The 13075-nt window shown below is 39.6% G+C and carries 12 protein-coding genes and 2 tRNA genes; all 14 read right to left on the reverse strand.

Annotated elements, in window-relative coordinates:
* Positions 1 to 26 precede the first annotated feature (26 nt).
* A complete protein-coding gene (gene sufC / locus D8849_RS01545; RefSeq protein ID WP_124787342.1) occupies positions 27 to 797 on the reverse strand; it encodes a Fe-S cluster assembly ATPase SufC in 771 nt (256 codons plus the stop codon).
* A gap of 150 nt (positions 798 to 947) precedes the next feature.
* Positions 948 to 1142 (reverse strand): DUF3272 domain-containing protein, encoded by a 195-nt coding sequence (locus D8849_RS01550; protein WP_125385974.1) that lies wholly within the window; start codon positions 1140 to 1142, stop codon positions 948 to 950.
* A gap of 27 nt (positions 1143 to 1169) precedes the next feature.
* Positions 1170 to 2825: a DNA polymerase III subunit gamma/tau gene (gene dnaX, locus D8849_RS01555; RefSeq protein ID WP_125385975.1), complete on the reverse strand. Its 1656-nt coding sequence runs from the start codon at positions 2823 to 2825 to the stop codon at positions 1170 to 1172.
* Positions 2825 to 3322 (reverse strand): GAF domain-containing protein, encoded by a 498-nt coding sequence (locus D8849_RS01560; RefSeq protein WP_125385976.1) that lies wholly within the window; start codon positions 3320 to 3322, stop codon positions 2825 to 2827. The genes dnaX and D8849_RS01560 overlap by 1 nt, the downstream gene beginning before the upstream one ends.
* Before the next feature lie 85 nt (positions 3323 to 3407).
* Positions 3408 to 4610 (reverse strand): 30S ribosomal protein S1, encoded by a 1203-nt coding sequence (gene rpsA, locus D8849_RS01565; RefSeq protein ID WP_001001631.1) that lies wholly within the window; start codon positions 4608 to 4610, stop codon positions 3408 to 3410.
* Between the two features lie 161 nt (positions 4611 to 4771).
* A tRNA-Gln gene (locus D8849_RS01570) sits at positions 4772 to 4843 on the reverse strand.
* Positions 4844 to 4852: 9 nt separating this feature from the next.
* Positions 4853 to 4933: transfer RNA gene (locus D8849_RS01575), tRNA-Tyr, on the reverse strand.
* Between the two features lie 49 nt (positions 4934 to 4982).
* Positions 4983 to 5213: a DUF2969 domain-containing protein gene (locus D8849_RS01580; RefSeq protein ID WP_000037110.1), complete on the reverse strand. Its 231-nt coding sequence runs from the start codon at positions 5211 to 5213 to the stop codon at positions 4983 to 4985.
* A gap of 97 nt (positions 5214 to 5310) precedes the next feature.
* Complete coding sequence (locus tag D8849_RS01585) at positions 5311 to 7278, reverse strand: peptide ABC transporter substrate-binding protein (protein WP_049491529.1); 1968 nt, start codon at positions 7276 to 7278, stop codon at positions 5311 to 5313.
* Between the two features lie 22 nt (positions 7279 to 7300).
* Positions 7301 to 8323 (reverse strand): branched-chain amino acid aminotransferase, encoded by a 1023-nt coding sequence (locus D8849_RS01590; RefSeq protein ID WP_125385977.1) that lies wholly within the window; start codon positions 8321 to 8323, stop codon positions 7301 to 7303.
* Between the two features lie 134 nt (positions 8324 to 8457).
* Positions 8458 to 10929, reverse strand: coding sequence for a DNA topoisomerase IV subunit A (gene parC / locus D8849_RS01595; protein ID WP_125385978.1), 2472 nt, complete (start codon positions 10927 to 10929; stop codon positions 8458 to 8460).
* 263 nt (positions 10930 to 11192) lie between these two features.
* A complete protein-coding gene (locus tag D8849_RS01600) occupies positions 11193 to 11693 on the reverse strand; it encodes a hypothetical protein (protein ID WP_042751383.1) in 501 nt (166 codons plus the stop codon).
* A gap of 1 nt (position 11694) precedes the next feature.
* Positions 11695 to 12543, reverse strand: a complete 849-nt coding sequence (locus D8849_RS01605; protein WP_125385979.1) for an aminoglycoside 6-adenylyltransferase — start codon at positions 12541 to 12543, stop codon at positions 11695 to 11697.
* Positions 12533 to 13045, reverse strand: a complete 513-nt coding sequence (locus D8849_RS01610) for a hypothetical protein (protein ID WP_042751534.1) — start codon at positions 13043 to 13045, stop codon at positions 12533 to 12535. The genes D8849_RS01605 and D8849_RS01610 overlap by 11 nt, the downstream gene beginning before the upstream one ends.
* Between the last annotated feature and the right edge of the window lie 30 nt (positions 13046 to 13075).

The raw sequence follows: 13075 nt of genomic DNA on the forward strand, positions 1-13075 counted from the left end.
TACTTCTCCTAAAAGATACGAGGGAATTACAATTCTTCCTTGTAATCGTAGCCAAGTTCTTCAGCTAGTTTTGCGTATCCTTCACGTTCCAAACGCGCAGCCAATTCTGGACCACCTGAAAGGACAACACGACCTTCCATCATGACGTGTACCACATCAGGTGTGATGTAGTTCAAAAGACGTTGATAGTGAGTGATAATCATAGCACCAAAGCCTTCACCACGCATAGCATTAACACCTTTAGAAACAACTTTAAGTGCATCAATATCAAGACCAGAGTCAATCTCATCCAAAAGGGCAAAAGTTGGTTCCAACATCAAAAGTTGAAGAATCTCATTACGTTTTTTCTCACCACCAGAGAAACCTTCGTTGAGGTAACGCTCAGCCATTTCTTCTTTCATGTTGAGCAATTCCATCTTCTCGTCAAGTTTAGTGATAAACTCACGAACTGAAATCTTCTCTTCGTCTTCTTTACCAGCATTCATGGCTGCACGAAGAAACTCAGCATTAGTAATACCAGGAATTTCTGATGGGTATTGCATAGCAAGGAAAAGTCCCATACGAGCACGCTCGTCCACTTCTAACTCAAGAATATTTACGCCATCAAACAAGACTTCCCCTTTGGTCACTTCATAGTTTGGATTTCCCATAATAGCGGCAGAAAGAGTTGATTTACCAGTACCATTTGGTCCCATGATAGCGGCAATTTCTCCTGTTTTCAGGGTCAGGTTAACCCCTTTTAAAATTTCTTTTCCTTCAATCTCAACGTGAAGATCTTTGATCTCTAATACTGACATGATAATTCCTTTCTTTTTCAAGGCCTTTACAGTGCTTACTGGAAACATAGTTGATTTCCCTAGAAAATACGGTAAAAGGTCAATAAATATACTTTTATAGTATAACAAAAAAAAGCCTAAAAGGCTTTGATTTTGTCTAGAAGCTGAGGACTAGTCTTTTCCTTTCAAATGCTGGTCAATGACATCTACAATCTTGCCAATCAAGTAACTAACTCGAAAATTTCTAAAGAGCAAAATGGCCCAAAAGGCTGCCATAATATAACGACCAGTCATCCAAGCTTCATTGAAAAAATAGGTCTCAGCAGCTGTAAACAGCGCTATGATAATAAATTGTTGTCTATTCATAAACTTATTGTATCATGAAATCTTTCTTTAGTCTTCCTCTACCTTCATTTTATCAGCCAAAAATTCAAATCCTTCTGGAATCAGGCTTTCTTCTGCTTCTTTTTCAGTTTGAGAAGATTTGGCTTTGGCTGAAAAGGCTGCGCGAACTTCTTTCCATTCCTCCATGGAAATGGCTAAAATTTCGGGTGAAAAACCTGCTACCTGACTGAGGATGTTACCAAACATAGTGTTGAGATTGTCTCGTTTCATGGTTTGACCAGCATTGAAGTTAGACTCAAAAGCAAGAATAGCATGGTGTTCATTGGCTGCAACCGGTTGAGAACCAACTAGCAGAGCCTTATCAGGACCTCCAAGACTTTCAATCACCTCTCCCCAGGCATTCTGCAAGCGAATCAGATTTTGACGTGCTAAATCAGGATTTTCGACAGCCTCTTGTAAGATAGATTGAACTTTATTGCGATCCACACGATAGACTGTCTTACCCGCCGCTGGACGGCTAGGTACTGGACTGGTTGGCTTAGCTACAGTTCCTACATTTGCGAGTTCTTGTTTGAGACGGGCAACTTCCTGTCTCAATGCAGAAATTTCATGTTCAACTGCCCCAGAAAGAGCTGGTTCAGGCTTAATCTCTGCTAAACGGATAGTCATCATCTCAGCATAAATCTTAGGCTGCAAACTAGACTTAATATCTGCTAAACTGACTGTCGCTAAGCGAATCATTTCAAACAGATTTTCTTGAGGAAGTGCCAAATTTTCTACAAAGACTGGACTATGATGAGTGTTTTCTCCACCTGTTTGAACAATTAACAAGTCTCTTAAATAGTGTAAAAGGTCGGTCACAAAACGAGTCATGCTCTTACCATTGTCAAATAGAAGATTTAAGCATGCTAGGGCCTTTGGAACATCCTGTTGAGACAAGGCAGCAACATAATCATCCAAGGCTGATAGACTAATGGTACCAGTAATTTCTTCAGAAATGGCAGTCGTCAGCTCATTTCCCTGGGTCAAACTCAGGGCTTGATCCAAAATAGACAAGGCGTCTCGCATTCCACCTTCAGCCCGTCTAGCAATGATTTCCACAGCCTCTGGTTCAGAACTGATATTTTCTTTTTCTAAGATATAGTGGATATGTTCCTTAATATCCTGTGTTTTAATTGATTTAAATTCAAAACGTTGCACACGGGATAAAATAGTGGCAGGAATCTTGTGCAATTCAGTAGTGGCCAAAATAAAGACAACATTCTGTGTTGGCTCTTCCAGCGTCTTTAAGAGAGCATTAAAAGCCCCTGTAGACAGCATGTGAACCTCGTCTATGATATAGACCTTATAACGGGCAAGACTAGGGGCATAAGTAGATTTATCACGAATTTCACGGATTTCATCCACCCCATTATTAGAGGCTGCATCCATTTCAATGACATCTTCTAAACTACCGTCCGTCACTGCCTGACAAATATAGCAGTTATTACATGGTTCACCACCCACTTGATTGGGACAGTTCATAGCCTTGGCAAAAATCTTAGCCACACTGGTTTTTCCCGTTCCACGAGGACCAGAAAAAAGATAAGCATGACTTATTTTCTCTTGCTCTACCGCTTGTTTAAGAGTCTTAGCCACAACTTCTTGACCAACCAATTGGGAGAAGTTTTGACTTCTATATTTTCGATAAAGTGCTTGATACATTAGGCTTTCTCCCCAAACATTGTAAAGTCCCATTCTGTCTTTTCAAGCAAAATAGCGACAAATTGTTCCAAATAATCTCGATCCATAGCATCATAATCATCAAACTCTGAAGAATCAAGATCCAGAACTCCAAGTAATTGACCATTCTTTATCATCGGCACAACAATTTCACTTTTAGCTCGACTATCACAAGAAATATAGTTAGGATAAGTTGTTACATCACCAACCAGAACAGTTTCCTGAAAATGAGCTGCCTCCCCACAAACACCTTTTCCCAGTGCAATACGGATGCAGGAAACACCGCCTTGGAAAGGACCTAAAACCAATTCCTTTCCATCGAACAGATAAAAGCCTGCAAATACGGTATTAGGAAAGCGTGATTTTAGAAGAGCACTGGCGTTGGAAAGATTAGCCAAAACATTGGTTTCACCATCCAATAAAAAAGAGAGTTCTTCATTTAACATTTGATAACATGATTGTTTTTCTGATTCTAACATAGAACTATTATATCAAAAAAGGTTTACAGACAAAAGAAAAATCCCTTGTTTAGTAAACAAAGGATTTTATGAATTTTCAATTTGATTAAAGTTCGATATCACCGAACAAGTCAGCCATTGAGAATCCTGTTTGTGTTTCTGGAAGTTCGAAATCACGTTTTTCTTGACGTTTTGGACGACGTGGACGAGCAGCACGTTTTTCTTCTTTTTGTCCTTCTTCTTGAGCTGGACGCTCTTCAAGAGCTTTGATAGAAAGTGATACGCGCTCTGCATCTGCGTTAACTTCAAGAACTTTAACTTGAACCTCTTGACCAACTTTAAGAGCTTCTTTTGGATTTTCAATACGTTTGTGTGAAATTTGTGATACGTGAACAAGTCCATCGATACCTGGCAATACTTCAACAAATGCACCGAAGTCAGTCAAACGTTTAACTGTTCCTTCTACTACATCACCTTTAGCCAATTTTTGCTCAACGCCATCCCATGGTCCAGGTGTTGTTGCTTTAAGTGAAAGTGATACACGTCCTTCTTCTTCGTTAAGATCAAGGATTTTCACTTCAATTTCTTCACCAACTGTTACAACTGATTTTGGTGATACGTTACGTTCGTGTGACAATTCAGTCAAGTGAACCAATCCGTCAACACCACCAAGGTCGATGAAAGCACCGAAGCTTGTGATACGTGCAACTTTACCAGTTACAACATCACCAACAGCCAATTTACCGAATACTTCAGCGCGAGCTGCTGCAGTAGCTGCTTCAACAACTTCACGACGTGAAAGGATGAAGCGGTTTTCTTTAGCGTCAACTTCTTTGATCTTAGCATCAAATTCTTGACCTACAAAACGCTCAGTGTTACGTACGAAACGAGTATCCAACATTGAAGCTGGGATAAATCCACGAACACCTTCAAATTCTACTGAAAGCCCACCTTTAACGGCACGAGTTCCTTTAACAGTAACAACTTCTTCTTCGCGACCAACAAGTTTGTCCCATGCTTTGCGAGCTTCAAGGCGTTTTTTAGATACAAGGTATGTAACTGTATCAGTATCTTTACCAACCACTTGACGAAGTACAAGAACATCCAATACTTCTCCTACTTTAACAAAGTCATTGATATCTGCATCGCGATCGTTTGTCAATTCGCGAAGAGTCAAGACACCTTCAACACCAGTTCCAGAGATTGCAACGTTAGCTTGAGTCGCATCAACTGTCAATACTTCAGCACTAACAACATCACCAGTCTCAACTTGGCTAACGCTATTTAGCAAATCTTCAAATTCGTTCATCTAAAAAATCCTCCAACAATCAAGTTTTTCTTAAACTTGACATACTTATAATTTTTTTCCTAAGCACCCGCAAGGACATGTTCATATCGTTCACGTCTTTCAATTATAAAAATAAAATACCCTAAGATATTTTGCTTTTTATCTTGATCATTACCTAAGAACTGGGGTAGCTGGATTCGAACCAACGCATGAGGGAGTCAAAGTCCCTTGCCTTACCGCTTGGCTATACCCCATTGATGAAATGGAGAGAGAGGGATTCGAACCCCCGAACCCGAAGGAGCGGATTTACAGTCCGCCGCGTTTAGCCTCTTCGCTATCTCTCCTACAATTAACATAGACTATTATATCATGAAAATTTCAAAAAAACAAGACTTATTTTGCTAAATTATAATTTTCAATCAAAATTTCCACAGCTTTTTCCAATTTTTTATAAAAACTATCGACATTTCCATTCTTTATGATGGCAAATTGTCCATCTAATTCGGCAATTTCTCCGATAACTTTTTTACCAATAGTCAACGTATAACCTTCAAAACTGTCTTTTCCTACCTTAACTTTGGCATCTGCTACTTGAATTTCGATTTTTTTATCTTTCTTACTCATTCCATACCTCTCTTCACTTTTTCTATTTTACATGAAAATCCTAAAACTAGCAAGAAAAAACTCTATATCAGGCTTGTCTGATATAGAGTTTTACGCTTTATTTAATGTGTTTTTCTAATTCTTTTTGGTACTTACCATTTGATTCCAATTTTTCTTTTTGCCATTTTTTCAGTGCTTCTTCATATTCTTTTGTTGTAACGATATCTTTTTGCAATTTCATTCCTTTAAAGATATATGGGTCACCTTTAATACCAACTTGTGAGTATGGTTTTGAGAATGGCACGACATTACTTACAACTGGAGAACCACCAGATGAGGCTGTAGGCATCAATAATGAACTATCTGTCAACCAAGCTTGAGCCTTGGCATATTTTTCATAGCGTTCTTCAAGATTCGTAGTTTCTGAATCGGCATCATCCAATAATTTCTTATACTGGTCCAAACCAAGTTTCGCTACAACATCCTTATCTTTCCCTTTAGTAATACCAAGGTGTTTCATAGCAGAACCTGATTTAGGATCCATGATATTCAAGTAAGATGCTGGGTCTTGATAGCTTGGAGCCCATCCTGTACTGTTCAAATCATAATCTTTTTGAGAAGGAACACGCGCTTGAGAAGTGATTGTTTCCTTTTCATTATCTGTCATTTGAAGAACGTCGATGACAACATTTTCAGCACCAAGAGTTGATTCAATTGACTGTTTGAAAGAGTTGCTTTGTTGAACGGCGATGGTATCTGTTTGTTCAACTGGGACATCCAAGTGAATTGGGAATGTTACCCCTTTAGATTCCAAGTCTTTCTTAGCTTTTTCGAATGCAGCTTTAGCCTTGTCAGGGTTGTAGATAGAATCCTTACCGTCAACTAGCTCAACACCTTTCCACTGGTCACCATAGTTCACCAACTCTGCTTGAGCGATTTGACCAAAGTTTTTACCACCTGCTTGTACAAAGTTATCTGGAACGAGACTGTTACGAATAATCTTGTCCGCACCGTCTTCACCATTTAGCTGGGCAGCATAAGAATGGCGGTTGAAGGCAAAGTTGATAGCCTGACGGAAGTCCTTATTAAGCATAGCTTCTTTTGTAGAAGTCTTTTGCTCTTCACTTGTTTTCGCAGTTTTATTATATGACTGACGATTTACGTTAAAGGTGAAGTAATAACTACTTGAATCCTGTGGGCTATAAGTGATTTTATCTCCGTATTGTTCCAAAGTAGAAGCAAAGTTTGAGCTACTTGGGAAGAGACGGGCTGTCGTATAGGCACCTGAAGAGAAGCTACGAATCAACGATTCCTGATCAGAACCATCGTAGTAAGTCAATTTGATCTTCTCGATTTTTACCTTTTCTTTATCCCAATAATTTGGATTTTTCTCGTATTCAATCAACGATTTAGAAGTCAAGGTCTTCAAGATATAAGGACCGTTGTAGAGAATCCCTGCTGGAGTAACTGCTCCATAATCTTTACCTGATGCCTTCAAAAACTCTTCATTTACAGGCAACATTGTTGCTGTGGTAACTTTAGAATTCCAGAAGCTTTCTGGTTTGTTTAGAGTATATTCAACTGTGTAATCGTCCAAAGCTTTGACACCAACTGTAGAGAAATCATTCGTCTCACCCGTCATGTAGGCATCCAAGCCCTTGATTGAATTTTGGATGAGAGAAACACCGTCTGACTTGCCGTCAGCTACGTGTTTTAGACCTGTCACAAAATCATGAGCTGTTACTTCTGCGTATTCTTCACCTTCTGATGTGTACCATTTAACTCCTTTACGAAGTTTATAGGTATAAGTCAAACCATCTTTTGAGACAGACCAATCTTCAGCCAAGGAAGGAATAACATTTCCGTATTGGTCGTTTTCCATCAAGCCATCAACCACGTTCCCGATGACATCTGTTGTCGATGTACGTGTCGCTATACTATAGTCCAAAGATGCTGGATCTACTGCATAGACATATGAAAATGTTGTCGGTGCATCTGCTTCTTTATCAGCTTTTCCACAAGCCGCTAATAGAGCTGTTGTGCTCAGGACCACTCCTGCTGTTAAGAGCCACTTTTTAGATTTCATAAAAAATCTCCTTTAGTTAATTTTAATCTACTTTTACAATCCAACCTTCTGGCGCTTCAATATCGCCAAACTGAATTCCTGTCAACTCATCATAGAGTTTGCGAGTCACAGGACCTACTTCTGTTTCACTATAGAAAACATGGAAATCATCACCGTGCTGAATTCCACCAATTGGAGAAATAACTGCTGCTGTACCACAGGCACCTGCTTCTACAAAACGGTCAAGCTTATCAATCGGGACATCCCCCTCAATAGGAGTTAAGCCCAAGCGATGTTCTGCCAAGTAAAGCAAAGAGTACTTGGTAATAGATGGCAAGATAGATGGACTCAATGGTGTTACAAATTCATTATCAGCTGTAATTCCAAAGAAGTTAGCTGAACCGACTTCTTCAATCTTTGTATGAGTTGATGGGTCTAGATAGATAACATCTGAGAAATGACGTGACTTGGCCAATTTCCCTGGCAAGAGACTTGCAGCATAGTTCCCACCAACTTTAGCTGCACCTGTACCATTTGGAGCCGCACGATCGTATTCATCCTGAATCAAGAAGTTGGTTGGAACCAATCCACCCTTAAAGTAATTTCCAACTGGCATAGCAAAGATGGTGAAAATATACTCTTCTGCTGGTTTAACCCCAATAATATCTCCGACACCAATCAAAAGAGGGCGAAGATATAAGGTTCCACCTGTTCCATATGGTGGTACGTATTCTTCATTGGCGCGGACAACTGCCTTACAAGCTTCTACAAACATGTCTGTCGGAACTTGTGGCATCAAGAGACGATTACAAGTACGTTGCAGACGTTTAGCATTTTCGTCAGGACGGAAAAGTTGAATACTGCTATCCTTAGTACGGTAAGCTTTCAAACCTTCAAAGGCTTGTTGACCATAGTGAAGACTTGGAGAAGACTCTGAAATATGCAAGGTTGCATCTTCTGTAAGTTCTCCTTGATTCCATTGTCCATTTTTAAAATGAGCAATATAGCGATAAGGTAATTTCATATAGGAAAAACCGAGATTTTCCCAATCAATCGTTACTGTCATATTCCACTCCTTATTCTAAAAACCTATTTCTTATATTCTACACTTTTTTTCTAAAATAGCAAGTATATTTTGTAATTTTCAGAAAATTTCTTCAATAAAAAGAATCAGCTCTGAGAACCGATTCTTCATTTCACTTATTTGGCTTCTGTAAATACTTCTTTAAGATAAGCGTCAAAAACTTCTTCATCTGAAATCGTATCAGAAATGAAGCTTCCGTTGCTAGTGCGTTCTGACAAGTTCAAGTCTTGCAATCGGCTTTCATAGATTGTTCCTTTGTTGGATTGAACAAGCAGAGTTTGGTCGTTCTCTTCCACTTCTGTACTGAAGAGATCACCAACGAAGCCTTGTTCTGCAACTGCACCTGCCAAGAAGACACGATGCGGTTTGTTTTTCAACTCACGCAAGACTTGTAAGCCGCGTTTGGCACGGCTGGTTGCCGGAATTTCGTCAATAGAAACACGTTTCAAACTTCCACGTTGGGTCAAGAGGTAGAAGGATGAGGTGTTACAGATAAAGGCGGATTGGAGGACATCATCTCCTTTCAGGTTCATAGCTTTGACACCTGCAGCCTTAGCACCGACAACTGGTACCTCTTCGATATTGAAACGAAGGGCATAACCATTTTGGCTAATCAAGAGAACATCATCCAGTTTAATCGGAGCCACTGCTACAATCTGGTCTGTCTCGTCTTTGAGCTTAGCATACTTGACAGACTTAGATTTATAGGTCCGCCATGGAGTGAACTCTTTTCGCTCTACACGCTTGATTTGACCGAGACGAGTCGCAGCAAAGTAGGTTGTGCCTTCATCAAACTGATCCACGACTTCCACATAGCGGATTTCTTCGTTAGTTTCAAAGTTTGTGATGGTTTGGCTCAGATGCTCTCCGATATCCTTCCAGCGAATATCTGCCAATTCATGAATTGGTCGATAAATGACATTTCCAAGAGTCGTGAACATCAAAAGATGCTGGGTTGTCTTGGCAGATTGAACAAAGATTAAACGGTCATCATCACGTTTGCCAATTTCTTCCAAGGTGGAGGCTGCAAAGGAACGTGGGCTGGTACGCTTGATGTAACCTGCCTTGGTCACGCTGACGTAGGTATCTTCCTCGGCGATAAGACTAGCTGTATCAATCTCAATTACTTTTGCTGTATCTTCTAAAGTACTCAAACGTGGAGTCGCAAATTTCTTCTTGACCTCACGAAGCTCTTTCTTCATGAGATTGTACATGGTACGTTCATCACCGATAATAGCCGCAAGCATGGCAATCTTTTCACGAAGTTCTGCTTCTTCTTCCTGCAAGACAACTACGTCTGTATTGGTCAAACGGTACAGTTGCAAGGTTACGATAGCCTCAGCCTGTTCTTCCGTAAAATCATAGCTTACCTTAAGATTTTCCTTAGCGTCCGCCTTATTCTCAGAAGCACGGATAAGCGCAATGACTTCATCCAAAATCGAAATCACGCGAATCAAACCTTCGACGATATGGAGACGTTTCTCAGCCTTTTCCTTATCAAAGCGTGAACGCGCCAAAATCACTTCGCGACGGTGGGCGATGTAGCTAGACAAGATTGGGACAATACCGACCTGACGAGGGGTGAAATTGTCAATCGCCACCATGTTAAAGTTGTAGTTGATTTGCAGGTCAGTATATTTAAAGAGATAGTTGAGAACAAGCTCCGTATTGGCATCTTTTTTGAGCTCAATAGCAATTCGAAGACCATCACGGTCAGACTCATCCCGAACCTCAGCAATACCAGCCACCTTGTTATTGACACGTACATCATCGATTTTCTTGACCAGATTGGCCTTGTTGATTTCATAAGGAATCTCAGTAATAACGATTTGTTCCTTACCACCTTTTAGCTTTTCAATCTCAGTCTTGGAACGAACAACCACGCGCCCTTTCCCAGTTTCATAGGCCTTCTTGATTTCATCACGACCCTGAATGATTCCTCCAGTCGGAAAATCTGGTCCAGGCAAGAATTCCATGAGTTTATCAACCTTGGCAGTTGGGTGGTCAATCATGTAAACCGCCGCATCGATGACCTCAGCCAAATTATGGGGAGGAATGTCTGTGGCATAACCAGCCGAAATCCCAGTCGAACCATTGACCAAGAGATTTGGAAAGGCTGCTGGCAAGACTGTCGGCTCTTTCTCGGTATCGTCAAAGTTCCAAGCAAAAGGAACAGTCTTTTTATCAATATCCTGAAGAAGATAGCCTGCAATCTCAGACAAACGCGCCTCTGTATAACGCATAGCTGCAGGCGGATCTCCGTCCATAGAACCGTTATTACCGTGCATTTCGACTAGAATCTCACGATTTTTCCAGTCCTGTGACATACGAACCATGGCATCATAGATAGAACTATCACCATGTGGGTGGAAATTCCCCATGATATTACCGACAGACTTGGCCGACTTGCGGTAGCTCTTGTCAAAGGTATTGCCATCCTTATTCATAGAATAAAGAATACGACGTTGCACCGGCTTCAAGCCATCACGAATGTCTGGCAAGGCTCGGTCTTGAATAATATACTTGGAGTAGCGACCAAAGCGCTCTCCCATGATGTCCTCCAGGGACATGTTTTGAATGTTAGACATATAGGATACAGAGCCCGTAAAATACCAAGTGAAAATAGAAAATTCTTTAAGTAAGCAAGCTCACAAGAGAATTTATCTTTTTCACCTAGCATTTAGGGCGTGTTCAACTCCTTTCAAAGAATGTAGAGTAGTTTTTATACAGTGAAGAGTATTTTACGGGAATTAGTCCCATGTTCAGTTACCGTAAGAAACCAAACAATCCTTTCTGTAGTTTAAAGTTTTGAAAATTTTTATCAGGTTAAAACATTTTAGTTTACTTAAATTTAGCTAGTAGGTACTTGTTCAACTTTTCTTTGTACAAAAAATAAATATATGGAAGGAAGAAATGAAATAACAACGGTCCCAATAAGCAAAGCATTAAATACATTTTGATGTCCATGAAAGACTTCATTCCAATACATAGTATTAAGAAGATGGAAGACTAAACCAATTAAGTAGCAAAAGCTAATAACTATCATCTTCCACCTTAATAGAGAATAGATAGAAGACAATCGAAGAGCATGGTAAATTACTGCTGTAATGAGCATTGGAAAACAAAAAGAGATTAGAAAGAAATAGAATCTTAAAACATCATCAAAAAGCTCTGTGCGATCTATTGAAATAAGCCAAATATTACACAAGGTTATAACAATCGGGAAAAATAATCCATACACCCTTTTATTTAACTTATTTCTTTTAAGAGCTAGAAATATAGAAGACACCAACACTAAAATTTGGACTCCTGGGAATCCCATGAAAAATAAAGCAAATACATAATCTAGCATACTAGCTCAACCTTTCCTCAGCATACTCAATCATCTTCTCAGCTACTTTCTTATAATAGTCAAAGCCCATCTTTTGAGCAAGGATTTGAGCTTCTCTGTGGAAAAGGTCCATCGTAGCAAACAATGAATGAGTAAGTTTCTCTACACTTGAAAAATCCAGCAGATTTGAGAATTCCTTCTCTTTCTCAGCAGACATATAGTTAAAGAGACACTTGTAGTTCTTGCCAACATCGACCGTTCCCTTATCTGCTGCCACTTGCCAAGCTAAAAGCTTGAGCAATTCTTGTTGGCAGATTCCATAGAGATGGTCCGTCGCATAGATGACTTGATGGCGACAGATTCCTTTAACCACGTAAGCTGACACCCACCAAAATTCATTGCAGGCTTTTTTAAAATCCGTCTCACTAGCTGGATGTATCCAGAAACGCTGAGGACTGGGAGAATAGGATTCAAACAAGCCCTTATCATCTACTAAAACTGTGAAGCAAGCCTCGCTATCCACCCACTCGTTGATGTCTTCTTTAGGACAGAGGGTTAGATCAATGCGATTACCATCTTCAAAAAGCATGAGATAAAGACGGCGATGTCCCAGAGTAACCTCTTGCTCAATGATACGTTTGCCAAACCGGTCCAACCAAGAAAGGTCTCTCGTCAGATTATCTAAATCGTCCACGACATAAACAACATCATAATCTTGAAACTCATCTTTTAGTGCTTTTGTATCAGTTCGTGAACCAGACATGGCGACAGCTTCTACTTGTATATTTTCGGGCACCTGTAAAATCAATCTCAGCATTTGCTCTTGATTTCTGTATTTTCTGCACCTATCTTTAATTAAGTTATTTTTCATAACTGTCTAGCTCCTCTTGTTTCTGAAGGATTCGTATTCTTTTCTTCTCAAGTTCTCCTACTATCAATTGGAAAGTCGAACCAATTCCTAAAACGATTAAAATAAAATAAAGTAAAGTAATATCGTTTCTACGATATGTTTTAAAAATTCTCCATAACACAAATAGATTCACTAACGAAAGGAGGAAAAGTAAACTGGCATTGAAGCGAAGTATTATAGCGAACTTACTCTTAAAATACCTATAATGTTTTCCAATCCTATAGAGGGTATATAGTGAGAAAACAATCATCAAAGGGGTGAAAGCAAGTGCATAAAATAAGATAAACCCTATTCCTGAGTATGGTTTACTTTCCATGGGTAGATCTAATAGACAGATACCAATAGTGAGGATGTTCAATATAAATAAGGATACTGTGCGAGCACACTCTTTTCTACCTTTACTGGTCATTAAGTCATATATAATTCCAAAAATAGCCAAGAGAATGAGGAAAAAAGGTATCATTAATAACGTAATCAATCCTGCACCTCCAAT

This window comes from Streptococcus mitis (genome assembly GCF_003942765.1).
In the GTDB taxonomy this organism is placed as follows: Bacteria; Bacillota; Bacilli; order Lactobacillales; family Streptococcaceae; genus Streptococcus; species Streptococcus mitis_BE.

Bases quoted from the DNA above. Each gene is read 5' to 3' on its own strand.
- sufC (WP_124787342.1), bottom strand. From the start codon at position 797: ATGTCAGTATTAGAGATCAAAGATCTTCACGTTGAGATTGAAGGAAAA.
- D8849_RS01550 (WP_125385974.1), bottom strand. From the start codon at position 1,142: ATGAATAGACAACAATTTATTATCATAGCGCTGTTTACAGCTGCTGAG.
- dnaX (WP_125385975.1), bottom strand. From the start codon at position 2,825: ATGTATCAAGCACTTTATCGAAAATATAGAAGTCAAAACTTCTCCCAA.
- D8849_RS01560 (WP_125385976.1), bottom strand. From the start codon at position 3,322: ATGTTAGAATCAGAAAAACAATCATGTTATCAAATGTTAAATGAAGAA.
- rpsA (WP_001001631.1), bottom strand. From the start codon at position 4,610: ATGAACGAATTTGAAGATTTGCTAAATAGCGTTAGCCAAGTTGAGACT.
- D8849_RS01580 (WP_000037110.1), bottom strand. From the start codon at position 5,213: ATGAGTAAGAAAGATAAAAAAATCGAAATTCAAGTAGCAGATGCCAAA.
- D8849_RS01585 (WP_049491529.1), bottom strand. From the start codon at position 7,278: ATGAAATCTAAAAAGTGGCTCTTAACAGCAGGAGTGGTCCTGAGCACA.
- D8849_RS01590 (WP_125385977.1), bottom strand. From the start codon at position 8,323: ATGACAGTAACGATTGATTGGGAAAATCTCGGTTTTTCCTATATGAAA.
- parC (WP_125385978.1), bottom strand. From the start codon at position 10,929: ATGTCTAACATTCAAAACATGTCCCTGGAGGACATCATGGGAGAGCGC.
- D8849_RS01600 (WP_042751383.1), bottom strand. From the start codon at position 11,693: ATGCTAGATTATGTATTTGCTTTATTTTTCATGGGATTCCCAGGAGTC.
- D8849_RS01605 (WP_125385979.1), bottom strand. From the start codon at position 12,543: ATGAAAAATAACTTAATTAAAGATAGGTGCAGAAAATACAGAAATCAA.
- D8849_RS01610 (WP_042751534.1), bottom strand. From the start codon at position 13,045: ATGATACCTTTTTTCCTCATTCTCTTGGCTATTTTTGGAATTATATAT.